The 26505-nt window shown below is 63.5% G+C and carries 21 protein-coding genes and 1 tRNA gene; 12 read left to right on the top strand and 10 right to left on the bottom strand.

Features of this window, described 5'->3' with window-relative positions; translation table 11 throughout:
- Positions 1–157: 157 nt before the first annotated feature.
- The 3 genes from ABWV42_RS04755 to ABWV42_RS04745 all read right to left on the bottom strand — a co-directional run bounded on the left by ABWV42_RS04755 (position 158) and on the right by ABWV42_RS04745 (position 2785).
- Positions 158–1162 (bottom strand): GlxA family transcriptional regulator, encoded by a 1005-nt coding sequence (locus tag ABWV42_RS04755; protein WP_353339103.1) that lies wholly within the window; start codon positions 1160–1162, stop codon positions 158–160.
- 78 nt (positions 1163–1240) lie between these two features.
- On the bottom strand, positions 1241–2578 hold the full coding sequence (locus ABWV42_RS04750; protein WP_353339102.1) for a serine hydrolase domain-containing protein: 1338 nt from the start codon (positions 2576–2578) through the stop codon (positions 1241–1243).
- Positions 2579–2708: 130 nt separating this feature from the next.
- A tRNA-Arg gene (locus ABWV42_RS04745) sits at positions 2709–2785 on the bottom strand.
- 184 nt (positions 2786–2969) lie between these two features.
- Between ABWV42_RS04745 and pdxR the strand changes: the two genes are divergently transcribed.
- Positions 2970–4379 (top strand): MocR-like pyridoxine biosynthesis transcription factor PdxR, encoded by a 1410-nt coding sequence (pdxR, locus tag ABWV42_RS04740; RefSeq protein ID WP_353339101.1) that lies wholly within the window; start codon positions 2970–2972, stop codon positions 4377–4379.
- Here pdxR and ABWV42_RS04735 read toward each other — a convergent pair.
- Positions 4376–5284: a LysR family transcriptional regulator gene (locus ABWV42_RS04735; protein ID WP_353339099.1), complete on the bottom strand. Its 909-nt coding sequence runs from the start codon at positions 5282–5284 to the stop codon at positions 4376–4378. The two genes, pdxR and ABWV42_RS04735, sit on opposite strands and share 4 nt — an antisense overlap.
- Positions 5285–5501: 217 nt before the next feature.
- On the opposite strand from ABWV42_RS04735, the gene ABWV42_RS04730 reads away from it, so the two are divergent.
- Positions 5502–6284, top strand: a complete 783-nt coding sequence (locus ABWV42_RS04730; protein ID WP_353339098.1) for an SDR family NAD(P)-dependent oxidoreductase — start codon at positions 5502–5504, stop codon at positions 6282–6284.
- Between the two features lie 13 nt (positions 6285–6297).
- On the opposite strand, the gene ABWV42_RS04725 is transcribed toward ABWV42_RS04730, so the two are convergent.
- From ABWV42_RS04725 to fsa, 3 genes are all read right to left on the bottom strand, one after another.
- The gene (locus ABWV42_RS04725) at positions 6298–7215 is read right to left on the bottom strand and encodes a tyrosine recombinase XerC (protein ID WP_353339097.1); all 918 of its coding nucleotides are present in this window, start codon (positions 7213–7215) and stop codon (positions 6298–6300) included.
- The gene (locus ABWV42_RS04720; RefSeq protein WP_255104422.1) at positions 7212–7922 is read right to left on the bottom strand and encodes a DUF484 family protein; all 711 of its coding nucleotides are present in this window, start codon (positions 7920–7922) and stop codon (positions 7212–7214) included. Before ABWV42_RS04720 ends, ABWV42_RS04725 begins: the two co-directional genes overlap by 4 nt.
- Before the next feature lie 200 nt (positions 7923–8122).
- On the bottom strand, positions 8123–8776 hold the full coding sequence (fsa, locus tag ABWV42_RS04715; RefSeq protein ID WP_353339096.1) for a fructose-6-phosphate aldolase: 654 nt from the start codon (positions 8774–8776) through the stop codon (positions 8123–8125).
- 98 nt (positions 8777–8874) lie between these two features.
- Between fsa and ABWV42_RS04710 the strand changes: the two genes are divergently transcribed.
- Positions 8875–11088, top strand: coding sequence for a primosomal protein N' (locus ABWV42_RS04710; RefSeq protein WP_502930937.1), 2214 nt, complete (start codon positions 8875–8877; stop codon positions 11086–11088).
- Positions 11089–11202: 114 nt separating this feature from the next.
- Here ABWV42_RS04710 and ABWV42_RS04705 read toward each other — a convergent pair whose 3' ends face one another.
- The gene (locus ABWV42_RS04705; RefSeq protein ID WP_353339095.1) at positions 11203–12267 is read right to left on the bottom strand and encodes a YeeE/YedE family protein; all 1065 of its coding nucleotides are present in this window, start codon (positions 12265–12267) and stop codon (positions 11203–11205) included.
- Positions 12268–12413: 146 nt separating this feature from the next.
- Here ABWV42_RS04705 and ABWV42_RS04700 point away from each other — a divergent pair, with 146 nt between their 5' ends.
- The 4 genes from ABWV42_RS04700 (at position 12414) to ABWV42_RS04685 (ending at position 16511) form a co-directional block, all read left to right on the top strand.
- Positions 12414–13646 (top strand): MFS transporter, encoded by a 1233-nt coding sequence (locus ABWV42_RS04700; protein WP_353339094.1) that lies wholly within the window; start codon positions 12414–12416, stop codon positions 13644–13646.
- Between the two features lie 38 nt (positions 13647–13684).
- Positions 13685–14980, top strand: a complete 1296-nt coding sequence (locus ABWV42_RS04695) for an MATE family efflux transporter (protein WP_353339093.1) — start codon at positions 13685–13687, stop codon at positions 14978–14980.
- 54 nt (positions 14981–15034) lie between these two features.
- The gene (locus ABWV42_RS04690) at positions 15035–15904 is read left to right on the top strand and encodes a 50S ribosomal protein L11 methyltransferase (RefSeq protein ID WP_353339092.1); all 870 of its coding nucleotides are present in this window, start codon (positions 15035–15037) and stop codon (positions 15902–15904) included.
- Positions 15905–16157: 253 nt separating this feature from the next.
- Positions 16158–16511: a hypothetical protein gene (locus ABWV42_RS04685; protein WP_353339091.1), complete on the top strand. Its 354-nt coding sequence runs from the start codon at positions 16158–16160 to the stop codon at positions 16509–16511.
- Positions 16512–16601: 90 nt separating this feature from the next.
- Here the strand turns inward: ABWV42_RS04685 and ABWV42_RS04680 are convergent, their stop codons facing one another.
- On the bottom strand, positions 16602–18989 hold the full coding sequence (locus tag ABWV42_RS04680) for a choice-of-anchor L domain-containing protein (RefSeq protein WP_353339090.1): 2388 nt from the start codon (positions 18987–18989) through the stop codon (positions 16602–16604).
- 142 nt (positions 18990–19131) lie between these two features.
- Positions 19132–20160 (bottom strand): polysaccharide biosynthesis/export family protein, encoded by a 1029-nt coding sequence (locus tag ABWV42_RS04675; RefSeq protein ID WP_353339514.1) that lies wholly within the window; start codon positions 20158–20160, stop codon positions 19132–19134.
- A 173-nt stretch (positions 20161–20333) separates the two neighbouring features.
- Between ABWV42_RS04675 and ABWV42_RS04670 the strand changes: the two genes are divergently transcribed.
- The 5 genes from ABWV42_RS04670 to ABWV42_RS04650 are packed head-to-tail and all read left to right on the top strand — an operon-like array spanning position 20334 to position 26495.
- A complete protein-coding gene (locus tag ABWV42_RS04670; protein ID WP_353339089.1) occupies positions 20334–21602 on the top strand; it encodes a polysaccharide pyruvyl transferase family protein in 1269 nt (422 codons plus the stop codon).
- 3 nt (positions 21603–21605) lie between these two features.
- Positions 21606–22856 carry a lipopolysaccharide biosynthesis protein gene (locus ABWV42_RS04665; protein ID WP_353339088.1) on the top strand — a complete coding sequence of 417 codons (1251 nt, stop codon included), beginning with the start codon at positions 21606–21608 and terminating at the stop codon, positions 22854–22856.
- Positions 22853–24127: a Coenzyme F420 hydrogenase/dehydrogenase, beta subunit C-terminal domain gene (locus tag ABWV42_RS04660; RefSeq protein WP_353339087.1), complete on the top strand. Its 1275-nt coding sequence runs from the start codon at positions 22853–22855 to the stop codon at positions 24125–24127. Before ABWV42_RS04665 ends, ABWV42_RS04660 begins: the two co-directional genes overlap by 4 nt.
- The gene (locus tag ABWV42_RS04655) at positions 24124–25185 is read left to right on the top strand and encodes an acyltransferase family protein (protein WP_353339086.1); all 1062 of its coding nucleotides are present in this window, start codon (positions 24124–24126) and stop codon (positions 25183–25185) included. The genes ABWV42_RS04660 and ABWV42_RS04655 overlap by 4 nt, the downstream gene beginning before the upstream one ends.
- Positions 25182–26495 (top strand): O-antigen ligase family protein, encoded by a 1314-nt coding sequence (locus ABWV42_RS04650; protein WP_353339085.1) that lies wholly within the window; start codon positions 25182–25184, stop codon positions 26493–26495. The genes ABWV42_RS04655 and ABWV42_RS04650 overlap by 4 nt, the downstream gene beginning before the upstream one ends.
- Positions 26496–26505 lie beyond the last annotated feature (10 nt).

The raw sequence follows: 26505 nt of genomic DNA, 5'->3' as shown, positions 1-26505 counted from the left end.
TCGTCCGGATTCTGAACGCGATTTCAGGTGGTTATCTCTTGGATTTCCGTTGCGTAAAGGGAATCACCCGCGAAACCATCCCGAAAACCGGGAAACAGTTGCGCGCCAAGCCCGAAATTGTTGCCCCGAGCGAGACAGGGCGGGACGGGTGGCGCCCCTATTTGCGCAGGCTGTTGGGAGAGGTGCCGTAGACATCGCGGAAGGCCTTGGACATGGCCGAGGTGCCCGAGAAACCGCAGGCAATGGCGATGTCGAGTAGGGACATGCGGGTTTCCACGATAAGGGAGCGGGCACGCTTCAGGCGGATGCGCTTGTAGGTCTTGGCAGGAGAGCTGTTGAGCTGGATCTTGAAGAGGCGTTCAAGCTGGCGGGCGGAGACGCCGATGGCACGGGTCAGTTCGCCGATCGAGAGGGGCTCTTCGATGGTGTCTTCCATCAGTTGCAGGGCCTTTTGCAGCGGGCCTTCGAGGAAGGTGTTGCCCTGCGCCTTGCCCTTGGGCTGGTCGCGGTAGAAGCTCCGGGCGCTGTCGACGATCAGCAGGCTGGCGAGTTCGGCGCGTTCCTGCGGATTGAGGAGTTCCGCGACAAGGTGGAAGATGGTCTCCATCGCGTATCCCCGGCCGGCGCTGGTGATGATGCCATTGCCGTATTCGGCGAGGTGGGTGGACAGGTTGGAGTAGTCTCCGATCTCGTTCAGGATCGGGATGTCGCGCCAGTGGGTCGTGGTGGGGTGCGAGACCTTCTTGTTTGATTTGATGTACTCGGTTGCGGCGTCCGAGAACAGCACGACGGGGTGCTGTTTCTGCTGCATGGCGCGTACGCGTTTGATCCAGGTGGTGCTGGAACAGTCGCGCCCGCCGAGAACAATCAGGCAGTCCTTCATGTAGTCGCCATCAAAGGCGGGCTCGGCCCGGACCATGAGGTTTCCGTTTGCGACTAGGCCCGGGGTGTCGGAGGAAAAGCTCCATTCGACTTTGAAACGGGTCTGAATGTCGTTCAGGACCTCGAGCACCGCAGTGGTGGAGGACAGTTCGAGCTGCGAGAACTGGGGCTGTACGAAAATCTCGACATTGAGGCAGGGGTGGGGTGCCGTGGGTTCGTTTCTGGACGAATCCGAGTTTGGTGGCGAGACGCGCTTCGCGAACTGTTCAAAGAAGGTCATGCAAGGGGATGTAGCAAGAAGTGCCGCCGGGTCCTAGGGGCAGCGCGCAAAAATCCGGCAACATCGGGGTGTTGGCGGTTAGTCAGGTAGGGCGGCGATCAGGGCCTGTGCCAAGGGCAGGGCGGAGTAGCCGAGTTTGGAGGGGGTCAGGCCAAGGCGCACGATCACCATGTCGTGCGAGGGGAAGATGCCGATGGATTGCCCGTCGTGTCCCAAGAGCCAGACCGCATCTTGGAACGGGGGGCGATCGCCGGGGGCTTCGCGCCAGAGGTGGCCCTTGGTGTAGAGGCCATCGGAGGCGGCAACCGGTTCGAACATCCAGTCAACAAAGCCTTCGGGCAGGAGTTGTGCGCCGTTCCAGTTGCCCCCTTGCAGGAGGAACTGGCCGTAGCGGGCCCAGTCGCGGGCGGTGGCGTACATGTAGCTTGAGCCGACGAAGGTACCCTTTGCATCGGTTTCCATGACCGCCGACGTCATGCCGAGCGGGGCAAAGAGGGCGGTTTGCGGATAGGAGAGGTTGTTGTCGCCAAGCCTTTCCTGCCAGACGCGGGACAGCATGGTCGAGGTGCCGGACGAATAGTTGAAGGTGGTGTTCGGTGCGGCCTCGGCGGGGTTCCTGGCGGCAAAACCTGTCATGTCGTCGTGCAGATAGAGCATTCGGGTGACGTCGGAGAGGTTGCCATAGCTTTCGTTCCACTGGAGACCGCTGGCCATGGCGAGCATGTCGGCGACGGTGATGTCGGCGCGGCTGTCGCCTGCCCAGTTCGCATAGGTGGTGGCGGGTTTGTCGGTGAGGGCCATGTCGCCGGAGTGGATCAGGGTGCCGATGAGGCCCGCCGTCACGGTTTTGGTCATCGACCAGCCAAGCAGGGGTGAGGCGGCATCAAACCCTTCGGCGTAGGTCTCGCCAAGGATGCGGCCGCTCTTGACCACGACAACGGCACGGTGGCCCGGACCAAGGAGGGTGGGGTCGGCAAGGATGTCTGTGATTACAGGGTCTTGCGAGGGGGTGACCGTGTTGCCTTCGGGCCAGGGGGCTTCTGGCAGGGGGGGGAGGGCGGGAAGGGTGGTTTCGCTCAGGTCGGCGGTATGGATGTTGGTGCAGCCAAGGCCCGCGCGGTGTTGCGAGGTGGCGGGAGCGGCGAAGTGGAAGAGGCGGGTGTCGACGGTCTGGGCCTCGTGATCGACGTCGATCGAGACGTATTTCAGCAGGGGATGCCCGGGGGCCTGTACGTCGGCGGCCAGAACCTGATGCGGGTCGCGGCCGGTGATGAATGTGCTCGAGCAGACCATCTTGGCGGAGTAGTTGGTGACAACCTTCAGAAGATCGGGAGGCGAGACCCGGAGGTAGACGGCGCCGGCCAAGGCCCCCAAAGCAAGCGCGCCTGCCGCGATTTTCAGACTCTTCCGCAACATCGTTTTCCCCCCGAAGGCCGCAAGACGGCCCTTTGCGCGTTCCTATTGGGCAAAGCTTTTCACCAAGTGGCGCGAATCTCTAGGGTGACGTGGCGTTGGCCACTTGGGGCGGTTTGACGTGTTTGGGAAATGGCGACCCCGGAAGGACTCGAACCCTCAACCTGCCGATTAGAAGTCGGCTGCTCTATCCAGTTGAGCTACGGGGCCGCGACGGGCCTTGGGCCGGTCTTGGTGGTGACAGTTCATAGAGGCGAACGGGGATGATTTCAAAGCGATAATTTCGTTGTGGCAGACTTATCTGGCCGCGCGCCGGAATGGCGGGGGGAGGTGCGGCTTGTCTTGGGTTTGGTCTCGTCATAGCGTGCAGGTTGAACGTAAATGAGCAGACCAGATGACACAGACTGCCTGGCTTGGGTTTTCGATTGATCGCAACAGCGGCACGCCGGTGTTTGAACAGATCTGCGCGGCGATACGGGATGGGGCCATTACGGGGGCGTTGGAGGCTGGGCGCAAGCTGCCTGCGACGCGGGTGTTTGCGACCGAGATCGGGGTGTCGCGGTCGACGGTGGTGACGGCTTACGAACAATTGGTGGCCGAAGGTTATCTCGAGGCGGTGCGCGGGTCGGGCTACCGGATTTGCGCGATGGGCGAGGTGGAGCTGTCGCGCAAGCTTGCCCCAGAGCAGCCGGAAGCGGACCTTGCGCCGCGGGGATTTCCGTTGCCGTTCGAGGCAGGCCATCCCGATATGCAGCTGTTCCCCCATCGCCAGTGGGCCAAGTCGGTGGCGCGGGTGTGCCGTGTGGCGCCGCAGTCGATGCTGGTCGGCGGGAGCCATCTTGGCAATCCTGACCTGCGCAAGGCGATTGCCGGACATGTGGCCGAATGGCGGGGGATTGATGCCTCGCCCAACCAGGTGATTGTCACCGCCGGATCGACAGATGGGCTTGAGGTGTGCCTGCGGACCCTGATGGGGGCTGGGGGGACGGTGGCGCTGGAGAACCCCGGTTACATGCCGTTGCGCCGATTTGTCGAGGCGCAGGGGATGCAGGCCACGTACATGGGGATTGATGGCAGTGGCGCAGAGGTGCCCGGCGACGACAGCGGGGCGCGGTTGGCGATCTTGACGCCCTCGCACCAGTATCCGCTGGGCGGTGCGATGTCACCCAACCGGCGGATGGAGTTCATTCGCTGGGCCGAGCGGGGCGATGCCTGGCTGATCGAGGATGATTACGACAGTGAGTTCCGCTATGCGGGGCGGCCGATTCCGGCGTTGGCGGGGTTCGATCATCTGAACCGGACGATCTATGTGGGCAGCTTTTCCAAGATATTCTCGAACACCCTGCGACTGGGGTATCTTGTCCTGCCCGAGAGTTTGGTCACGCCGGTGGCGGATACCATCCGCAGGTTCGGGGCGAAGGCCAGTTTCATGCCGCAGCAGGCATTGGCGGAGTTCATCGACAAGGGTGAGTTCTATCGGCATTTGCGGCGGATGCGGCGGGTCTATGCAGAGCGGCGCAAGGTCCTTTTGGCGCGGCTGGCCGGGTGGCAGGCGTTTGGGGCCTGTGTGGATCATCAGGCCGGGATGCAGCTTGTTTTCCACCTGCGCGAGGGGATTACGGATCGAGAGGTAGAAGCGCTGGCCGAGGAGAAAGGCGTTATCGCGCGGGCCCTGTCACGCTATGCGGTTGGGGGGCGGGGGTATAATGGCCTGATGCTTGGCTTCTGCGCTTACGGTGAAGACGAAATGGACAAGGCACTGGATGTGCTTGAAGACTGTCTGCATCAGGTGGCGGCTGGCTAGTCCTTCAGCCACTCTGGCGACTTGCCGATTTCGCGCAGCAGGAAATCCATGAAGACCCGGACCTTTGCCGAGAGCACGTTGGTTTTCGGGTAGACGAGCCAAAGCACCGACTGATCATCGACGTGATAGTCGGGCAGGACGCGGGTCAGGGTGCCGGATTTCAGCTCCCGGTGAACACTCCAGATCGAGTTGATGGAGATGCCCGCCCCGGCGATGGTGGTGTGTTTCTGGCTCAGGCCGTCGTCGAGCATCAATTGGCAGGATGCGGTGCGGGGATCGAACAGGCCGGTATCGCCCGCGGCATTCTTGAGCGGGCGGGTGGCGTTGCGGCGAAAGCTGATGAGGGTGTGTTCGGACAGGTCAGCCGGGGTTTGAGGAATGCCCTTTTCGGCAAGGTAGGACGGGGCGGCACAGAGGATGCGCATGTCATCGGCCAGCTTGCGCCCCTTGAGGCTGGTGTCTTCCAGCGCGCCGCTGCGCAGGGCGAGATCAAAGCTGCCTTCGATGAGGTCGAACTGGGTGTCGGACAGGCGCAGGTCGAGTTTGACGCCGGGATGCTGGCGCAGAAATTCCGGCAGGCGGGGGGCGATGTATTGCTGGGCGAAGGTGCTTGAGGCGGTGAAACGCAGGGTGCCGGTGGCGGTGCCGCTGCCAAGGCCAAGCGCGGCGCGACCGGCGTCTTCCTGCGCCAGCATTTCGCGCGCATAGGGCAGGAACTCGGCCCCTTCGAGCGACAGGGACACCTTGCGGGTGGAGCGATGCAGGAGGTCGGCCCCGAGGGATTTTTCCAGTTTGGCCAGACGCGCGCTGGCAACGGCGGGAACCATGCCCAACTCGCGCCCCGCTGCGCTGATGTTCAGCTTTTCGGCGGCCAGAACGAAGAGGCGGACGCTTTCGGTGTCCATGTCATTATATCCATTTTGCGAATTATGAAGTTGAAAATCTCCGGTTTATTTGGGTGGGGCAAGGGGTATTTTCAGGAAATCATGCAAAGCGCCGGAAAATGGAGCGCCTCGGTGGCGTGTTGTTCAATGCTGGTCGTGGCCCCTGCAACAGATGACCGGATGTTGGGCCATGCGTCGCATTCGAAGGCGCGGACGGAAGGATTTGGGAGAAAGACCGATGCAGAAGACGATTTTGGTCACCGGGGCGACGGATGGCATTGGGCTGGAGACGGCCAAGGCGCTGGTCACGCTTGGGAATCGGGTTCTGGTGCATGGCCGTAGCGCGGAAAAGGTGGCGCGGGTGTCCGAGATGCTGGGCGGGGCACCGGGTTATGTGGCGGACCTTTCCGATCTCGGGGCCGTGGCGCGGCTGGCGGACGAGGTGCTGGCGGGGCAAGACAGGCTGGATGTGGTGATCAACAACGCGGGCGTGTTCAAGACCCCTGAGGCGCGCACCAAGGGCGGGCTGGATGTGCGGTTCGTCGTGAACACCCTCGCGCCTTACCTGCTGACGCAGAGGTTGCTGCCTTTGCTGGGCAAGGCGGGACGGGTGGTGAACCTGTCTTCGGCGGCACAGGCCCCGGTGGATCTGCGCGGGCTGCGGGGCGAGACGCCGCTTGCGGATATGGAGGCCTATGCGCAGAGCAAGCTGGCGATCACCATGTGGACGCAGGCGATGGCTGAACGCCTTCCCGACGGGCCGGTTGTGGTTGCGGTGAACCCCGGTTCGCTTCTGGCCTCGAAGATGGTGAAAGACGGGTTCGGCGTGGCCGGAAACGACCTTGGGATCGGGGTGGATATTCTTGTGCGGGCCGCGACGGCGGCGGAGTTTGCCGACAGGAGCGGGGCCTATTTCGACAATGACAGCGGCAGGTTTGCCCTGCCGCAGGCAGATGCGCAGGATGCCGGCAAAGTCGCGGCGGTGGTCGCGGTGATCGAGGAACTGGTGTCGCGGGGCTAGGGATCCCCACGTTTCACTGCGCCTTTGGGTGGGTGCGGTTGTAGACTTCCATCAACTGCGTGGTGTTGACCGCCGTATAGTTCTGGGTGGTGGCCAGCTTGGCATGGCCCAGAAGTTCCTGAATGGATCGCAGATCGCCGCCTGCCTCTAGAAGGTGGGTGGCAAAGCTGTGGCGCATGGCGTGGGGTGTCGCGGTGGAGGGCAGACCCAGCTGCATCCGGGTCTGTTGCATCACCTTGGCGACCTGCCTGCGGGACAGGGCCCTGCCGCGTACGCCGCGAAACAGCGGGCCATCCTCTGGCAGAGGGTATGGGCAGAGCGAGACATAGCGATCCACCGCCGAGCGGGCGGCGTCGATCACCGGGACAACCCGTTCCTTGCCGCCCTTGCCGAGGATGCGCAGCACGGGAGAGAGCGGCGCGTCCGAGCCGATCAGGCCGAGGGCTTCGGATATCCGCAACCCGCAGCCGTAGAGCAGGGTGATCACGGCCACGTCGCGCGCGCCGACCCAAGGCTCGGAGGATTGCAGGTCAACCGTGTCGATCACCGCCGCAGCGGCATCGGGGGCCAGAGGGCGGGGCAGTTTCTTTTCGAACTTCGGGCTGCGCATCGACAGGAGCGGGGTGGCGTCAAAGCCCTCGCGTTCGGAGAACCAGCGATAGAAGCTTTTCACCGCCGAGAGCTTGCGGGCGAGCGAGCGGGCGCTGACACCGGAGCGGCGGGTTTGCGCCATCCATGCGCGCATGTCGGGGACGGAGACACGTTGCAGCGGGGCGAGGCCCTGGGCTTCGCCCTTGTGCAGGGTCAGGAAGGTGAGGAACTCGGCCACATCGTTGCGATAGGCGCTGAGGGTGTTTTCCGAGATGCCATCAAGGGCCGAGCGCAGGGTGAGCCACTCGGCCAGAACGTCACGTGCCGCCGGTGAGATCACGACAGCCAGCGGCGCATCGTGCGCTCGAAGACACCGGCGAAGAAGGCAAGGAGATCGGTGCCCTGCTGCGGGGTGAACTGGTGCGGGTCTTCCGCGCCCATGACCAGAAGGCCCGGCAGGCGGCCTTCGCCGAAATCCAGTTTCAGACAGGCTTCGGAGCGCACCCAGTCGGCGGCTTCGCCATAGATCGCGGTGGGGCCGGAGTGGACCTGGCGTAGGGTGACTTGGCGCAGGGGCACGTTGCGGCCACCGTTTATGTAGTCTTCGATGAAGCCGGGTTCGGCGACCGAGAGCACATCGCCCATGCGGCGGATCGCGGGGTCATCTTCGCCGGACTGTTCGGATTCCAGCACCAGGCGCATGGCATCGACGCGCAGGATGTCGGCGACGTCACCGCCGAGATCGGTGAGGAAGGTCTCGAAGCTGACCGGATCGAGCATGCGCAGAATGGCGCGGTGCACCTGATTGGTGCCGGCCAGGTTTTCATAGGCCGCGGCGATCACGCTGCGGTGGGTGTCTTCGAGCCGGTCGAGCCGCGCCTCGAGGCGCTCCATCGCGATGCCGCGCAGGTCGACGATATTGCCGCCCATGGATTTCTCGTTGGCGGCGATCAGGGCCTTCATCAGATCCTGGTCTTCCAGAATCACGTCGGGCTGCGAGATGATCTTTTCTCGCAGGGAATCTTCGATCTTGGCGGTGCTGCTCATGCGTGCCTCTTGTTGTTTGTGGCGACTTTAACAGAGGCGGCGGGGGAATGCCCCCTTTTTTTGGTTAAGCGTCGAGAGAGAAGGGGCGCTGCCCCTTTGGCCCCGAACCCTGTCCGGGGCCATTCACCCCGGGGTACTTTAGCCAAGAAGAAAGGGGGCCGTGGTGGCCCCCTTCGGATCTGGTCTCGATGTGGCGAAGATCAGAGGATCTTGATGCCCGCGGCCTTGATGTCGGCGAGGAAGGCGTCGAGGCCCTTGTCGGTCAGCGGGTGGTTGACCATCGACTTGATCACGCCCGGAGGGGCGGTCATGACGTCGGCACCGCAGAGCGCGCTTTGCGTGACGTGGTTCACTGTGCGGATCGAGGCGGCGAGGATCTGGGTGTCGAAGCCGTAGTTGTCGTAGATCGTACGGATGTCGGCGATCAGGTCCATGCCGTCGAGGTTGACGTCGTCGAGGCGGCCGATGAAGGGCGAGATGAAGGTCGCGCCCGCCTTGGCGGCCAGCAGCGCCTGGTTGGCCGAGAAGCACAGGGTGACGTTGACCATGTGGCCGTCATCGCTCAGTGCCTTGCAGGCCTTGAGACCGTCCCAAGTGAGCGGCACCTTGACGGCGATGTTCTCGGCGATCTCGACCAGTTTGCGGCCTTCGGCGATCATTTCGTCGGCGTCGGTCGCGGTGACTTCGGCGGAAACGGGGCCGTCGACAAGGTCACAGATTTCCTTGGTGACTTCGATGATGTCACGGCCGGATTTCTTGATCAGCGAGGGGTTGGTGGTCACACCGTCGACCATGCCGAGGTCATTGAGTTCGGCAATGGCGTCGATTTCGGCGGTATCAACGAAGAATTTCATCGGGCAGCGTCCTTTGATGGGTTGGCCTATCTGTCGCTTGCCTTTAGCGCATAGTTTGAGATGCTGGAACCCCCGATGGATTTCGGGAGCGGGAAAGCGTGGCGACAGGGGCAGGTGTGAGCGAGCCGGATTTCTTTGACGAAGGGGCCTTGGTGGCGGTGTTGACGACGCAGCCGCTGGATCGGCTGTTGGACTACAAGGCACCGGAGGGGGGCTGTTTTCGCGGGGCTTTTGTCGAGGTGCCGCTGGGGCCGCGCAAGGTGATTGGCGTGGTTTGGGGGCGCGGGCGTGGCGGGTTCGACCTGTCCAAGGCGCGGTCGGTGAGCCGGGTTCTGGATGTCGCCGCGATGCGCGATGAATTGCGGTTTTTCCTTGAGAAGGCAGCGGATTACACCCTGACGCCGCTGCATGCGATGTTGAGGCTTGCGACGCGGGCACCGGGGCTGTCCGATCCGCCGTCGATGCGCAAGGTTTACCGGCTGGGCGAGGGGGAGCCGGATCGACAGACCGATGCCCGCCGCCGGGTGATCGAGGTGCTGACCGACTATGGCGGCTTGGCCTTCACGCTCAAGGAAGTGAGCGAGATGGCGGGTGTGACCACCACGGTGGTCAAGGGATTGGTGAAGCAGGGCGTGGTGCGCGAGGAAGACACGCCGCGCGACCTGCCGTTCATGCGGCTTGATCCGGAATGGGGCGGCAAGGAACTAACCGAGGATCAGGCGGCCGGCGCCGAGGCGTTGCGGGCCGGGGTGCGGTCGGGGGCCTATGGCACGACCTTGCTGCGCGGGGTGACGGGATCGGGCAAGACCGAAGTCTACCTCGAGGCGGTTGCGGAATGTCTGCGGCAGGGGCGGCAGGCGCTTGTTTTGTTGCCGGAAATCGCGCTGACGGCGGAATTCCTGACACGCGTTGAGGCGCGGTTCGGGGCGAAGCCTGCGGAGTGGCACTCCGGGGTGACGATGACCGAAAGGCGGCGCATCTGGAAGATGGTTGGCCAAGGCGGGGCGCAATTGGTGATCGGGGCGCGGTCGGCGCTGTTCCTGCCCTATCAGAATCTCGGGCTGATCGTGGTCGATGAGGAGCATGACACCTCGTACAAGCAGGAAGACGGGGTGCTTTACAACGCGCGGGACATGGCGGTGTTGCGGGCCTCGGTCTGTTCGGCGCGGGTGGTGCTGGCCTCGGCGACGCCGTCGTTGGAAAGCTGGTCGAATGCGCAAGCGGGGAAGTACGAAAAGCTTGAGCTGACCTCGCGCTATGGCGAGTCGGTTTTGCCGGAGATGCGGGCGATCGACATGCGGGCAGAAGACCTGCCCAGCAGCCGGTGGATTTCGCCAAGCCTGCAAAGGGCGGTGAATGCGCGGATCGAAAAAGGTGAGCAATCCCTGTTGTTTATCAACCGTCGCGGCTATGCGCCGGTGACGATTTGCCGGGCTTGCGGGCACCAGATTGGCTGTGACCATTGTGATGCGCGGATGGTGGAGCACCGGTTCCTGAAGCGGTTGGTCTGTCACCAGTGTGGCGAGACGAAACCGATGCCGGAGGCCTGCCCGTCGTGCCATGAAGAGGGCAAGCTGGCGCCGGTGGGGCCGGGGGTTGAGCGGCTGGCGGAAGAGGCGGCGACCCTTTGGCCCGAGGCGCGGTTGGCGGTGTTGTCGTCGGATCTGTTCGGGTCGGCGCGGGCGCTGAAGGAAGGTATCAACCAGATCGCCGAGGGCGGCGCGGATATCATCATCGGGACGCAGCTTGTGGCCAAGGGGCACAACTTTCCGCTGCTGACGCTGGTGGGGGTGATTGATGCAGATCTCGGGTTGCAGGGATCGGACCTGCGGGCGGCGGAGCGGACGTTTCAGCTGATGCGGCAGGTCGCGGGGCGGGCCGGGCGGTCGGAGCGTAAGGGTTTGGCTTTGTTGCAGACTTTCCAGCCGGAGCATCCGGTGATCCGGTCAATCCTTGCGGGGGATGAGGTCGGGTTCTGGACGGCAGAGGCCGATGAGCGGCGTCATGCCGGGGTGCCGCCGTTTGGGCGGATGGCGGGGATCATCCTGTCGTCGGAGGATGTTCAGCAGGTGTTTGATCTTGGCAATGCACTGGCGCGTCAGGACGGGCCGTTGCAGGCGATTGGCGCGCAGGTCTTTGGCCCTGCGCCAGCCCCGATTGCGCGGGTTCGGGGGCGGCATCGGGTGCGGCTTTTGGTGAAGGCTGAGAAGGGCGCGCCCTTGCAGGCGGCGCTGGCGAAATGGGTGGGGCAGTTCAAGCTAAAGGGTGATCTGCGGCTTGCGGTGGATATTGATCCGCAGAGTTTCTATTAGGCCTGAAAATCCACGTCGGTATTGCGTCGGTATTACGGCTGTATCGCGGAGGTGCAGACATGCGAAAACCGCCCGGATTGGGGCGGTTCTTTTGATTTTGTTGTGTGCGCGTGGTCAGGCGGCGGCGGCTTTCATGCCGCGCTGATCGACGAGAAGGTCGGTGGCCATCGCGCCGATCCACATGGCAAAGAGAGCGGCCCATGCGGTGCCAGCGAAGATCGAGCCGCCGGTGACGCCCGCGCCGATGGCGCAGCCGCCGGCAAGCATGGCCCCGAAGCCCATGAGAACCGCCCCGAGCATGGCGCGGCGCATGTTGCTTTCGTTTTCGAAGCCCTGGAACTTGAACTCGCGGGCAATGACCGAGGCAAGGAAAGAGCCGATGACCACGCCCGGCACGAGGCCGATGTCGAATTCGAGGACGGAATTGCGATCGAGGAAGAACATCAGGGTGTGTGCCGAGGGGCCGGAGAAGGTGGCGCTTTCGATCTGGACGGGTTCGAAGGCGACCTGGCTGAGGCCGTAGGTCAGCACCCAGCCCACGGCCACGGCAAAGCCGACGCCGGAGGCAAAGATCAGGCGGCTGGCGCCGATGCGGTTCTTGCGGGCGATCAGCAGGGCAAGGCCGGCCATGCAGGTGCCGAAGGCGAGGCCGGCGAGGTCGGGCAGGCCAAGGGCGGCGATCAGGTCGAGATTGCGGCCACCGTCGGTGACCCAGAGGCTGGCGATCTTGTCACGCCAGCCGGACAGGATGCCGGACAGGCTCATCTGGGCGACCACGGCGAAGATCAGGCCGGAGACGACCGAGCGCAGGTTGCCGTTGGCGGCCAGAACCAGCAGGCGGCCGGAACAGCCGCGGGCCAGCACCATGCCGATACCGAAGAGAAGGCCGCCGATGATGGCCCCGGACCAGGAGCCGGGTACGGCCATCATGCGGGCGTCGGCGCTGTGCATCAGGCCAAGCGCCTGCGCGCCCTGAACCCAGACGATGGCGGTGGAAATGGTTAGCAACCAGACGGCCACCTTGTCGCCCAACTCGCCCCGCGCAAATTCGACGGTGGCGGCGCGCAGGCAGAATCTAGAGCGTTGCGCCGCAACGCCGAAGATGATGCCGGTGATCAGGCCAAGGACCGCCGCAGTGGGGGCTTCGCCGATTTGTTCCACGAGGGTGAGGATGTCCATGCCGACCCTTTCACTTATCTGAATGCGTGGATGTATGCTTGGAATGGCATGTTTCTCCTTGATTCAGATCAGGGCAGGGCCATTTCCGACCTCAGAATGGCGTGAAACCGCTCGCCTTTCCGGTCTGAAAGGCGTAGCCGCAAAGCATGTTAAGAAAAATCACCCTTGATGAAGCACAGCAGTTGCCGCTGTGGCGTCAGCCCGTTGCCCTGTTGTTCGTGACCGCCCTTGCAATGCCGATCGCGTTTTACGCGTGGTATGCGCTGCTCAATAACTTTGTGATCGAAGTGGCGGATTTCGACGGGCGCGACATTGGTCTGTTGCATGCGATCCGCGAGATTCCGGGGTTTCTGGCGGTTGGGGTGATTGCCATCATCCTGTTCGTGCGCGAGCAGGTTTTGGGCATGGTGTCGCTGGCGCTCTTGGGGGTGGCGACGGCCTTTACCGCGTGGTTCCCGAGCCTTGGCGGCATCCTGATGCTGACCTTTCTGAGTTCAGTTGGCTTCCACTACTACGAGACAGTCAACCAGTCGGTGCAGTTGCAGTGGCTTTCGAAGGAGAAGGCGCCGCAGACCCTGGGCTGGCTGTTGGCGGCGGGGTCGGCGAGCACGCTGGTGGTGTTCGTGTTGATCGTGCTGATGTGGGACACGCTGAACCTGACGTATAATGTTGTGTTCATGACAGCGGGGATGACCACGGCGGCCATCGCGCTGTTCTGTTTGCTGGCTTATCCGCAGTTTGAATCGCGCACGCCGCAGGCCAAGAAGATGGTGCTGCGCAAGCGGTACTGGCTGTATTACGCGTTGCAGTTCATGTCTGGGGCGCGGCGGCAGATCTTCATGATCTTTGCGGGCTTCATGATGGTCGAGAAGTTCGGCTTTGAAGTGCATGAGCTGACGGGGCTCTACCTGATCAACCTCGTGATCAACATGATCGCGGCGCCTTTGCTGGGCAAGGCGGTGGCGCGGTTCGGGGAGCGGGCGACGCTGATTTTCGAGTACGCGGGCCTTGTGATCGTGTTCCTTGCCTATGGCGGGGTCTATTGGTTCGGCTGGGGCGTTCTGGTGGCGGCGGTGCTTTATGTGATCGACCACATCCTGTTTGGCCTCGCGCTGGCGCTGAAGACCTATTTCCAGAAGATCGCCGACCCGCAGGACATCGCGCCAACGGCGGCGGTGGCCTTTACCATCAACCATATCGCGGCGGTGGCCTTGCCTGTGCCGCTGGGCCTGTTGTGGGTGTTGTCGCCGGCGGCGGTGTTCATTCTGGCGGCGGGGATGGCGATGGTGTCGCTTGGCCTGTCGCTCTTGGTGCCGCGCCATCCGGAAAAGGGCAATGAAACGCGGCTGAGCCGCTATGTTGCGGCGGCGGCCGAATAGAGATGGCGGCGCGGGGGAGATTTCTCGACGGGCCGACGATGGGGCATGTGATCCGCATGACCATGACCGGCGCTGCGGGGATTACCTTTGTCTTTCTTGTCGACCTTGTGAACCTGTTCTGGATTTCGCAACTGGGTGATCCCAAGCTGGTGGCGGCGATTGGATATGCCTTTGCGGTGCAGTTCTTTTCGGTGAGCACCGGCATCGGCCTGATGATCGCGGCGACGGTCATGGTGTCGAAGCGGATTGGCATGGGGCAGCGGGAACGGGCGCGGCGCGAGGCGACCAGTTCGATGATGATCACCGTGGCGTTCCAGTCGCTCGTGGCGGCGCTGATCGTGTGGTTCCGGCATGACCTTCTGGCGCTGGTCGGGGCCGAGGGCGAGACGGCGGCATTGGCGGCGCGCTACCTGTTGTGGACGGTGCCTTCGCTGGCGATCATGGCGGTGGGGCTTGTGGGGTCTGCTGTGCTTCGGGCCGAAGGCGACGGCAAGCGGGCGATGTTCGTGACGCTGACGTCTGGGTCGGTGTCATTCGTGCTGGACCCGCTGTTGATCTTCTACTGGGAGCTTGGGCTGGACGGGGCGGCGATTGTTCTGGTGATCTCGCGGATCATTCTGGCGGGTAATGCGCTGCGGTTTGCGACTGTGACCCATGACCTGATGGCTTGGCCGCGCTGGCGCACGATCAAGCGGGTGTTCCTGCCCTATTTCGCGATTGCCCTGCCGGCGATCCTGACGCAGATTTCGACGCCGTTTGGCAACTATCTTTTGACCGGGGTGATCGCGAGTTTCGGGGATGACGCGGTGGGGGCCTGGGCGGTGGTGAACCGTCTGACGGTGGTGGCCTTTGGCGGTATCTTCTCATTGTCTGGGGCGATTGGCGGGATCTATGGCCAGAATTTTGGCGCCAAGCAGTATGACAGGCTGCGGTCGACCTTTCGGGATTCCCTCATTTTCTGTGCCTGCTACACGATGGTGGCGTGGTTCCTGTTGTCGGTCTCGGCAGGGTTCATGATTGATGTCTTCGGCCTGAAGGGCGAGGGCGCGGCGGTTTACAGGGCCTTTGCCTATGTCGGGTCGGGGGCGTTTGTGCTGGTGGGGGCGCTGTTCGTGTCGAATGCAACGTTCAACAGCCTGGGCAAGCCGACGCGGTCGACGCTGGCGAACTGGACGCGCGATGGCATCCTGATGTTGCCTGCGGCCTGGGTCGGGGCGGCGTGGCTGGCGGCGCCGGGCGTTGTTTACGCGCAGGCGGTGGCCGGGGGTGTTGTCGGGGTGCTTGCGGCATTGTGGAGCTGGCATTTCCTGAAAGGCTTTGGTTCGAAAGCTTGACGGCGGGGCCGCATCGGCCTAGGGGCGAGGGATATCCACAAGGAGCCCCGAGACATGCCCACTTTCACCGCACTGACCACCCTTGTCGGCAAGGACCAAGCAGAGCAGCTTGGCGACGCGATGGAACGCCTTAATCCGGAACCGACCGGCGTTGGCGTGTTCGAGATCGAGGATGGCTCGGGCCTGTGGGAGATCGGCGGCTATTTCACTGAGGCCCCGGATGAGGCCGGGCTGGCGGTTCTGGCGGCGGCCTTCGGGGCGAAACCCTTCGTGGTGTCGGAACTGCCGGAGACGGATTGGGTGGCCAAGGTTAAACGCGAGCTGGCACCGGTCGAGGCGGGGCGCTTCTTTGTTTATGGCAGCCACGACGCCGACAAGGTGCCCGCAGGCAGCGAGCCGTTGTTGATCGAGGCGGCGATGGCCTTTGGCACCGGCCACCATGGCACGACGCTGGGCTGTCTGAAGGGGCTGGACCGGCTGGCGAACGAAGGGTTCGTGGGCAAGAACGTGGCCGACATCGGCTGTGGCACGGCGGTTCTGGCGATGGGCGCGGCACGGATCTGGCCGAACCCGGTTCTGGCCAGCGATATCGACGAGGTGGCCGTGGATGTGGCCGAGGCGAATGTTGCGGCGAACGGGCTCGAAGGCAAGGTGATCTGTCTTGAGGCGGCGGGCTTTGGTCATCCGGACCTTGCGGCGAAAGCGCCTTATGACCTCGTGTTCGCCAATATCCTGAAGGCACCGCTGGTCGATCTGGCACCGGACATGGGCGGCAATATCGCGGCCGGTGGTCATGCGATCCTGTCGGGTATCCTGAACGAACAGGCCGACGAGGTCGTGGCGGCCTATGACGCGGCAGGCTTTGATGTTCACACCCGCGAAGAGATCGGGGAATGGACCACGCTGACGCTGACACGCCGGTAAGGCGGGCTTCGAATCGGATGGGATGAGGCGGCTTCGGCCGCCTTTTTCGTGCCCGATTGGTTAATGGATGTTGCGCGTTTGGAGACAATGTTTCAGGGTGGCGGCAGGCTGTTTCCAGATCGGATTCAAGATTTCCCCGAATTGCCCAATTTGGCCCTTTTTTGCCTTATTTCGAAGGGCTTGCCTTATTTTCGCCACAATTCGAGACGAATTTAGCCTTGTTTGGTGGGGGCCGAACTCGATGAAGGCTGCCATGAGCGATTCCTACGAAGAATTCCGTGATCGCGTTGCCCGCATCTATGACGCGAAGGGCAACAAGAAACCCATGCGAGCATCGCGCTCGCAGATCTCTGTAGATCATGACGGATACGTCGTGATCCGGAGTGCGCGACGGGGACCACAGGTTCCCTGGACGGGGATCTTGATGCTGGCTGTTGCGTTCTTTGGTGTCAAAGGGGCGGTGATGTCGCGCCTTGGCCCCGACTTCTACGGCGCACAGGCGCAGCGGCTCGAACCGGCTTCGGTTCTTGAGCAGGTAGGTGCCTGGACAATGCGCCCCGATCCGGTGTCCCGCTGGGTCGCCGCACAGATTAGCTCTCTCAGCTGATCCCTCCAAGTCAGCAGTAAAACGGCTCCGGTCTCTCTCCCGGAGCCGTTTTTGATTCAGGGTCATGGGCGCGGCATGGTGGCCGGGCGGTTAGACGAAATCGAAGGTGAACTGGTCGAGTGTGAGTGCGCCGCTGCCGGAGAAATAGATGCTGTCACCTTCGCCATAGACGATCACGACGCCGTTGCCCTGGGTTCTGAGCGTCAGGTCGCTGGCATCGAGGCCGTGGAAGACAAGCGTGTCGTCGGTGGCGTCGAAATCGCGGATGGTGTCGTGGCCGTCGCCGGCGCGGAAGACGATGTGGTCGGCGCCGTTGCCGGTGAACAGGCGGTCGTTGCCGGTGCCGCCGTCCAGCGTGTCCTGACCGACCCCGGCCTTGAGGCGGTCTGCGCCAGCGCCGCCCGAGAGGAAATCGTTGTCGAGGCCGCCCTTGAGGATGTCATTGCCCGCGCCGCCAAGAAGGATGTCCTGACCGCCCATGCCACGCAGGTCGTCTGCGCCGTCGAGGCCTGAAAGGGCGTTGTCGCCGCCGGTGCCGAAGATGCGGTTGTTCAGGGCGTTGCCCGTGCCCGCCGTGGCCGCGCCCTTGAGGCGCAGGTGTTCGAGATTGTCGCCAAGCGTCCAGTCGAAGGTCGAGAACACGGTGTCGGTGCCCTGATTGGCGGCCTCGATGATGGTGTCGGAAAGGGTGTCGATGCGATAGACATCGTTGCCCTTGCCGCCGGACATGATGTCGGCGCCTGCGCCCCCGTCGATGTTGTCATCGCCGTCGCCGCCGGTGATGGTGTCGGCGCCCCAGCCACCGCGCAGCAGGTCATTGCCGGTGCCACCGTCGATGACGTCGGTGCCGGTGCCGCCGCGCAGCTTGTCCGCGCCGTTGCCGCCAGACAGTGAATCGTTGCCAGCGCCGCCTTCCATGTCGTCGTTTCCGTCGTCGCCGAGGATGGTGTCATTTCCGTCTTCGCCCAGGACGCGGTCATTGCCGCCAAGGGCTGTCAGGGTGTTGTTGTTGGCGTTGCCGACGATCAGGTTGTTCTGGGCATTGCCCGTGCCATCGGTGGCGGCGCTGCCTTCGCGCAGCCAGAGATCTTCGAAGTGGGTGCCGAGCGTGTGGCTGTGGGTGGTGATCACGCGGTCGTGGCCATTGTTCGCGGTTTCGTTGACCTGATCGCCGGTGCTTTCGATGTAGTAGATATCGTTGCCGCTGCCGCCGGCCATGGTGTCGTCGCCGGTGCCGCCGTCAAGGACGTCGTTGCCCGTGCCGCCAAGGATCAGGTCGTTGCCGGTGCCTGCGCGGATGAAATCGTTGCCGCTGCCGCCGTGGATGTCGTCGTGGCCGTCGCCGGCGAAGATCTTGTCGTGGCCACCGTAGCCCATGATGACTTCGCTTGCGCCGTCGGTGCCTTCGATCTGGTTGCCGTCGGCGTCCGTGTATTTGAGGATCATCGAGTCGTCGCCCGATGTGCCATCCACGGGATCGGTCACGAGGGTGGCATAGGCGACGTCGGATTGGCCGAGGCCGTTGGAGATCGTGTAGGTGAAGACGACAGAGCCGAGATCGGCGGTGGCCTGAACATGCACCTTGCCGTCGGCCGTCAGGGTGAGCTGCTGGCCGGTGTCGAGGGTGATGCTCTGGCCTGCGGAAACCGCCTGACCGTTGATCTTGGAGATGGTGACAGTGCTGCCCGAGGGCATGTCGTCGTTTGCCAAGAGATCGACGAGGGTTTCGCCCTTGGCCGTCACGTTGATGGTGTCGTCCTCGGCGATGAGGGCGGTTTGCACGCTGTCGCCGACGATCAGGAGGTTGCTGTCATAGATTGCGTCGCCCGCATCGGCGATGCCGAAGCGGATGGTGTTGGTGACGCCGTCGTTCACCGGTGCCTTGACCGTCAGAACGATGGTGAGCCCGTCCATTTCGGTGTTCACGGCAGAGGTGCCGTTGTTGATGAAGAGGTTCTCGTTGACGGTTGTGTTGATGTTGTCGATCGAGATGTCGCCGTCCCCGATGGCCAGTTCCGCCTTGGTGCCGTTGACCCAGATGCCGACCGCATCGTTGAAGCCCGCGTTGACCCATTCAAGATATTCCTCGGAGGAAAACACGAGCTGCATCGAGAGGGTGTCGCCGGTGGGGATGAAATCGGCTTCGAAAATGGCGGCGTCATAGGTGCGGACGCCTGCAATGCCGTTCAGCAGGGCATCATTGTCGACGCCCGCGTTGTTGGTGCTTGTCTGTTCGGATTGGTTGGCGGTGCCCGAGGAGTTGGTAAAGTCGGTCGCCTTGCCGGTGGAGAGGATAACGCCTGTGTCAGCGGGAACGGCCCCGGGCGAGGTGGATTCCCCGCCGGTGTAGATGCCGGAGGCGAGGCCGTCGCCGGTGAAGGTTGCGCTGAGGACGGTCACGCCGGCCCCGAACATCGCGTTGGCCATTTCCAGAGCGGTTGCGCTGGTATTCACATTGAGTTCGGCTGCCTGAACCATAGGACACTCCCTAACAAACTATCCGACCAAGGTAGCAAGTCGGGCGTCGATGTGAGGGGGCGCAAGTGGTTGAGAGCAGGGGCGATCGTATGAGGGGGGCGTGCAAGCGGGGGGCCGGCCACTCAAACGGATAGGCGGGCTATCACAGGTTCTCGATCAGGACGATGGGCGAGATGATGCCGCCGATCAGTTCGAGGCTGGGCAGGATGGCGGCGATGGCCTCGTTCCAGTTGCCCAATGCGCTGCGCGGGACATAGACCACATCCCCTGGCATGAGGGGGTAGTCGAGGGCATTGCCGGTGAGCATGGCATCCACGTCGACGATCAGGAGTTCGCCTTCGGTGGTGGAGTAAGAGCGCACGATGCGCACGTCGGTCAGAAGGGCGTTGGCCTCGTCGGGCCCTTCGGCCATGGAGAGGGCTTCGAGCAGGGTGCGGCCGTCGGCACCGAAAGGCACGGCACGGGGTTTGCCCACTGCGCCGAGCATGTAGACCTGCATGTCTTCCTTGCGCGGGGCGAAGATGACATCGCCGCTTGCCACATAGACATTGTGATCAAAGCGGCCCTGTTTCAGGAGCGCCTGAAGATCGACGATACACATGACATCGTTGCGGATCAGGCGGGCGCCGGGGAGGTAGGCATCGGGGGTCAGGCCGCCGCCCATCGCGAGGGCCTCAAGCAGGGTGCGGGGATGTTCGAGATACTGAACACCCGACTGTTTGAATTCGCCAAGGAAATAGATCGGATGGCTTTCGGCATCGTCGAGCTCGACCGTGACCCAGGGATTCACGAAATGCGCGGTGTAGGCTTCTTTTACCGTGCGCTGGATCTGGCGGGTGGTCTTGCCGCGCACCAGCACCGTTTCCACGATGGGCAGTTGCACATAGCCGCCGCCGTCCACGCGGGCGGAGATGTCGCGCATGCCTTCTTCGCCGAAGATGTTGAAGCGCAGGGTGTCACCGGGGCCAACGCGGTAGCTTTGTTCCGGGATCGACTGGCTCAGGGTTTCGGGCGACTTGGTCGAGGCGCGGCAGCCCGCATCGCGGCCGGGAACGCCGGGATTGGAGGTGACGGTCTTGCGAAACACCACCCCGTCGTTGCGCATGACGGAGGTGTCGAGAAGGCCGGATTCGCAGGCCGAAACAAGAAGCGACAAGGCCAGAGGCAGCACACGCAACGCGCGAAACCTATCCTTCAGGATAGGGGCGACGCCGTGAACTATACTTTTGCCTAGGCGTCCCAATCCCTTGCACCTGCACTTAGCCTTACGTGCGCTATTCTTCGCGCGTTCCGAGCTTATGGTCAATGCAAGTTACTGAAAAGCCTTTGATTGGAGACCTCGACATGATCACCTTGCTTGGAGCCGCCCCTGATACTGGCAACCAAGGGGTCAGTGCGCTGTGTCGCTCAGCCGTGGCGGGAATACGATCTCGCGGGTTCGACCGGATCGCCGTGGCCGACCACGGACGCGGTGCGCGACGGGCCTTCTGGTGGATCGGTGGCGAGGAAACCGGCGTCGATCTTTTTGGCCTGACCAACAACCGCCGTCTGTGGCGCGGGGATTGCCTGCGCACGGTTTCGGCGCTTGCGCGGTTGGGAGGACTTGGCAATTCGGCGGCGCGCAGCATCCTTGGGTCGCGTGCGGTTCTGGATGTCAGCGGCGGCGACAGTTTCACCGATCTTTACGGCGAAAAGCGGTTCCAGGCGATGTGTCGGTCAAAGCGGCTGGCGCTGGACAATGGTCGCCCGCTTATCCTTTTGCCCCAGACGCTTGGGCCGTTTCGCGACCCTCAGCGCAAAGCCGAGGCCGTGGATATCCTGCGCCGTGCAACGGCCGTGTGGGTGCGTGACCAGCGGAGTTTCGATTTCCTGAAAGACGAGCTTGGCGCGGATTTCGATCCTGCGCGTCATCATCTTGGCGTCGATATGGCCGTGCTGTTGCCGGAGACGGTGCCGGCGAAACCCCTGCCGGACGAGATTTGCAACTGGTTGCACGATGATCGCATTCCGGTGGCGGGGATCAATGTGAACGGGTTGCTGTATCAACGCGAAACCGAGGCCTGCGCGGCCTTTGGGCTGGCCGAGAGCCATCGGGCGCAGGCGTCGGCGGCGGCGCGGGCGGTGCTGGATAGCGATCCCGCGATGCGTCTGCTGCTGGTGCCGCATGTGAACCGCCCAGAAGGGGACGCAGAAAGCGACTGGAGCGCCTGCCGTGCGCTGGAAGACGAGCTGCGGGTGACCTATGGCGCGCGGGTGGCGACGCTGCCGCAGATCTATGACGCCTGCGAGCTGAAGTGGATCATTGCGCGGTGCGACTGGTTCGCGGGGGCGCGGATGCATTCAACCATTGCGAGCTTTTCGTCAGGCGTGCCGACCCTCGGGTTCGGCTATAGCGACAAGGCGGAAGGCGTCTTTGCAGAGTGCGGCATCGAGCAGGATGTCGCCGACCTGCGGGTTCTGGATGCACAGAGCCTTGGGCGCGTCGTGCGGGCCAGCCTGCGCCGTCGCGGATTGAGCCGCAAGACTTTGAAAGAACAGATGGCGTTTGTGCGGGCGCGGGCCGGGGCGCAGATGGACATGATCGCGGATGCGATCCGTCGGGCCGAGGGCTGAACCATGCGGTCTGCGAGCACATCGGGACGTGCGGCCGCCTGGGCCGTGCCAGTGGCCAACGAGGTGGCAGTCTTTGCCCGCTCGGTGGTGCTGGCACGGTTTCTGGGTGCCGAGGAACTGGGCAAGATCATGCTTCTGGCGCTTGCGCTGCGCCTTGTTGAAATGGCGAGCGACCTGTCGGTTGAACGCCTGATGGCGCAGGCGATGGACGGCGGGACCGAGCGGATGCAGGCGAACCTTCAGGGGTTTGCGGTGTTGCGCGGTGCGGGGCTGGCGCTTGTGCTGGTGCTGCTGGCGGTGCCGATGTCGTTTGGATTTGCCGACGGGCCGACCGCGCTGACCTTTGCGGCGCTGGCGCTTGCGCCCTTGCTGCGGGGCTTCGTGCATCTTGATTATCGCCGTCGCGAGCGTCGGTTCGACTATCGCGGCTTGATGGTTGTGGATGGCGGCGCGGCGGTGGCTATGCTGATGAGCGCGCCCTTTGCGGCACAGATGGTCGGGGATCACCGTGCGTTTCTGGTGGTGCTGATGGTGCATGTGGCGGCGCTGGTCGTGCTGTCGCATCTGGTGGCCGAGCGGCGCTATCAACTGGCGCTGGAGTGGGGGTATGGCCTGCGTATCTGGCGTTTCGGGGCGCCACTGATCGTGAACGCGGGGCTGATGTTCCTAACGTTTCAGGCGGATCGCCTGATCGTGGCGGGGTATTTCGGCTGGAGCGAACTGGCGCTCTATGGCGTGGCGCTTCAGCTTGCGCTGCTGCCGGCACAGATCGCAGGGCGGGCGGCGGCCTCGTTGCTGGCGCCGGCCTTCCGTCGGAGCCTTGCCGAGGACGATCTGGCAAGCGCGGCGGGGCCGGCGTTGCGGGGGTACGGGGCGCTGGCGCTGATTTTCTTTGCCGGGTTTGGCCTGTTGGCGGGTCCGTTCATCCGCGCGGTCTATGGCGCCGAGTTTGACGTGACACCGGCGCTTCTGTGGGCGCTTGGCCTTGCGGCGGCGATCCGGATTGCCCGCACGCCTGTTTCGCAACTGGCTGTTTCCCTTGGGAAAACCGCGATCCCGATGCGGGGCAATATTCTGCGTGCGATGGCGCTTGTGCCTGCGCTCGGGCTGGCGATGGCCGGCCATCCAGTTCATGCGCTGGCGCTTGCGGCGGCGGCGGGAGAGGCGCTTGCGGCCCTGCGGGCCTGGGGGCTTCTCAAACCTCATCTAGTCACCACTCACGACTCTGCCAAACCTGTGGGAGCCAGCGCATGAAACCCAAGAGCGATCCGATCACCCGTACCGTGGAAAGCAACCTGTGCACCGGGTGTGGCGTGTGCAGCGGTCTGTTTCCGGAGTTCATCAAGATGGTGGATGACGAGATCAACGGGCGTCGTCCCGTGGTGACGCAGAGCGAGGAAGGGCACGCCGCGGCGCGGATGGCGCTGGGGGCCTGTGCCGGTGTCGGGGCGGATCACGATGACCTGCCGGTGGCGGATCAGGTGGATCGCGACTGGGGGCCGGTGCTGAAGGTCTGGGAAGGCTGGGCGCGTGACGAAGAGATCCGCTTTCGCGGCTCGAGCGGTGGTGCGGTGACGGGAATTGCCGCGAGCCTTTTAGCCAATGGTGTGGCCGAGCGTGTTTTGCACGTGGCGCAGCGTGCCGATGATCCGCGTCTGAACGAAGCAGTCATCAGCCGTGATCGCGAAGGGCTGATGCGGGGTGTGGGGTCGCGCTATGCGCCTGCCGCGCCGGGCGAGAAGCTGGCGGATGCGGCGCTGGAGCCGGGGCAGTTTGCCTTTATCGGCAAGCCCTGTGACGTGGCTTCGGTGGCACGGATGGGCAAGGTCGATCCGCATCTGACCGAAAAATGCGCCGCGACGATTTCGATTTTCTGCGCCGGTGCGCCGAATATTGCCGCGACCAACCGTCTGCTTGATCGTCTGTCGGTGCCGAAAGATGCCATCGTGACCGACCTGCGCTATCGCGGGCAGGGGTGGCCGGGCATGATGCAGGCAACCTATCGCGATGCACAAGGTGCCGAGCATCAGAGCGATGCGGTGAGCTATGGCGAGGGCTGGGGCCGGGTGTTGCAGGCGGGGCGCAAGTGGCGCTGCCGGATCTGTGCTGACCACACCGGAGAGTTCGCCGACATCTCGGTGGGCGATCCGTGGGACACGCCGCCCAAGTGCAACATGGATGCGGGGCGGTCGCTGATCGTGGCACGCACGCAGCGCGGCATCGAGATCGTCGAGGAGGCCATCCGCAGCGGTCACCTGATCGCGCGGGAGACGGCGCGGGATCGGATCGCCAAGGCACAGCCGAACCTGCTTGATACGCGCGGGTCGGTGTTTGGGCGTCGTCTTGCGATGCGGCTGGTGGGGCTGCCGGTGCCGCAGGATCGCGGGTTGAACAGTTTCGCGCTGTGGCGGTCGCACCTGTCGCTGAAGCGCAAGGCGCAGTCGGTGGCGGGATCGCTGAAGCGGATTTTGAAGGCGCGTCTGTGGCGTCCGGTGCGGATCACGCCCTACGAGGCGGGCCAATGAGCGGCCCTGTCACCCTTGGCGCGGCGCTGGGGCGGGGGCGCGAGAACAACCTTGACCTGTTGCGCCTTGTCGCGGCTTCGGCGGTGGTGGTGAGCCATGCCTGGCCGCTGGCGCTTGGGCGGGGGGCCGTGGAGCCGCTGGAGGCGGCGCTTGGCCTGTCGCTTGGGGGCGTTGCGGTTCTGGTGTTCTTTTTCCTCTCGGGCATGTTGATCAGCGCCAGTGCGGCGGCGGACCGGCAGGAACGCGGGCGGTTTGTGCTGAAGCGGGTGCTGCGGATTTATCCCGGCCTGGCGGTGGCCCTGATCGTGACGGTTCTGATCGCGGTGGATGGCGGGGCAACGGCAGGGTTTGGCGAGCTGGTGACCTATGTGCTGCGCGGGCTGTCGCTGGTGTCTTTGCAGCACGAGATTTCGGGCGCCCTTGTCGGGACGCCTTACGGTAGCGTGGTGAACGGCCCGCTGTGGACCCTGTTTTACGAAGTCCTGTGCTATGGGGTCATTGCCTCGGCGATCTGGTCGGGACTTCTGGATCGTGTCTGGGGGTGGGTTTGCCTTGCGGGGGCGAGCCTGATGCTCTGGGCGTTTCCGGAAATGATCTCGCAGCAGGTTGCGCCTGCGCTGGCCTATCGCCTGAACACGCTGGCACCTCTGTTGCTGGCGTTCGTGAGCGGTGCGGTATTCTGGCGGCTACGGGATTGGATGGTTCTGGACTGGCGTGCGGGCATTGCCCTATTGGCCGGCGCGTCGTTGGTGGCAGGGCAAGGAAGTGCCCTGCCGCTGATGATCGTGGCGATGGGCTATGGCCTGTGCCTGCTGGCGTTCCGGTTGCCCGCGGTCTCGCCGGGGATGGACCTGTCCTATGGCATCTACATCTATGGCTGGCCGGTGGCGCAGTTCGTGCTTTGCTATGTCGGGCCTGCAACGCCGGGGATGCTTGCCTTGCTGAGCCTGTCGGCGGTGCTGCCGGTGGCGTTCCTGAGCTGGCATCTTGTTGAAAAGCCGGCGCTCTCGCTGATCAAGCGTAACCGGTTCCGCGCGCATCGGGTGGTGTCGCCGTGACTGTGGCGAAGACAAGAACCCGCACCCTTCTTGGGGTGCCAGTGCCGGTGGCGCTGTTCTTCCTTGGCATTCTGTTGCCGCCGGAAGTGTCGCTGACGGTGGGCGGACTGCGGTTTTCGGGATACCGCGTGGTGCTGATCATCGCGTTCATCCCGATGTTCTACATGCTGATTTCGGGCAAGCGCACGAAGATCAATATCTTTGACTGCCTCGTGTTTGGCCATTCGATCTGGGCGACGCTGTCGCTGATCAAATGGGGCGGAGTGCAGCAGGGGATCGAGAGCGGCGGAATCTATACGATCGAATGCGCGGGCGCCTATCTTCTGGGGCGGCTTTACATCCGGTCGATCGAGGATTTCACGGCCTTTGCCAAGGCCTATGTCGGCGTGGTCTGTTTCCTGCTGTTGTTCACGGTGCCGGAATCCCTGACAGCGATCCACTTTATCCGCGATACCTTTGCCGCGGCGCTGGGCGGGCCGGGCGCGCCCTATATCGACCCCCGCATGGGGATCGAGCGTGCCTTTGGGCCGTTTGATCACCCGATCCTGTATGGCGTGTTCTCGGCCTCGGCCTTTTCGATGGCCTATTTCGTTGTGGCAGACCGCCGGTTCATGAATATCTCGGGCATGGCGCGGGTGATCGGCGTGGTGGTGGCAACCTTTCTGTCGGCCTCGGGCGGGCCGTACCTTGTGCTGATCATGCAGATGTTCGTCGCCGCCTGGGAGCGGGTTCTTTATGGGATCGTCGGGCGCTGGCGGATGCTGCTCGGGCTGTTCGGGCTGACCTATCTGGCGATTGACGTTCTGTCGAACCGCACGCCGTTCCATGTGTTCGTGACCTATCTGACGTTTTCGACCCACTCGGCCTATAACCGTATCCTGCTGTGGAACTATGGCACCGCAGAGGTAGCGCGGCATCCGATCTTTGGTGTGGGGCTGGGCGATTGGGTGCGTCCGGTCTGGATGTCGGACAGCATGGACAATTTCTGGCTTTTGATCGCGATGCGTTACGGGATGCCCGCGTGGTTCATGCTGTTCGGCCTGTTGATCGGGCTGGTCTATGTGGTGGGACGCAAGAAGAAGCTGCCGCAGAACTGGCAGCGGGCGCGGCATGCCTGGGCGTTTACCTTGTTCGGTATCTCGGTGGTGGCCTGCACCGTGCACCTTTGGAACGCGCTGTTCGTGCTGTTCATGTTTTTGATCGGCTGTGGCGTGTGGATGGCCGACACCAAACCCGAAACCGCGCGCAAATCTTCGGCGCTGAAGCGGATGCTGCCCGCGATGCCCCGCCGCCGCGTGCCCCTGTTCTGAGTGAGTTAGG

It is taken from the genome of Pelagimonas sp. KU-00592-HH (assembly GCF_040369695.1).
Lineage (GTDB): Bacteria > Pseudomonadota > Alphaproteobacteria > Rhodobacterales > Rhodobacteraceae > Shimia.
The sequence above is the reverse complement of the archived record's forward strand: the minus strand, read 5'-3'. Positions and strand labels throughout refer to the sequence as shown.